The following is a 235-nucleotide window of genomic DNA, read 5'->3' as shown; positions in this document are numbered from 1 at the left end:
ATGGACGCTGACGATCGATCGTGTGGTATGAACGCGCACGGAGGCGGTGAGACAGATGTCCAGTGAGCCGGACGACGCGACCAAAACGATCTGCCCGTACTGCGGCGTCGGCTGCGGGATCCGCGTGCTGGAGGGCGACGAGCCGGGCGAGATGCGCTTTATGCCGTGGGCCGACGCGCCGGTGAACGAGGGGAGCGTCTGCATCAAGGGCGGGGCGGCGACGCAGGTCGTCGAC

The 235-nt window shown here is 67.7% G+C and carries 1 protein-coding gene; it reads left to right on the top strand.

Annotated elements, in window-relative coordinates:
• Positions 1–55 precede the first annotated feature (55 nt).
• Positions 56–235: hypothetical protein (locus tag EXE44_RS19395; RefSeq protein WP_137718129.1), on the top strand; the 180-nt coding region annotated here is incomplete at its 3' end.

Origin of the sequence: Halorubrum sp. SS7 (genome assembly GCF_005435055.1) — an archaeon.
GTDB classification, from domain to species: domain Archaea; phylum Halobacteriota; class Halobacteria; order Halobacteriales; family Haloferacaceae; genus Halorubrum; species Halorubrum salinarum.
This window is presented reverse-complemented; position numbering and strand designations above follow the sequence as displayed.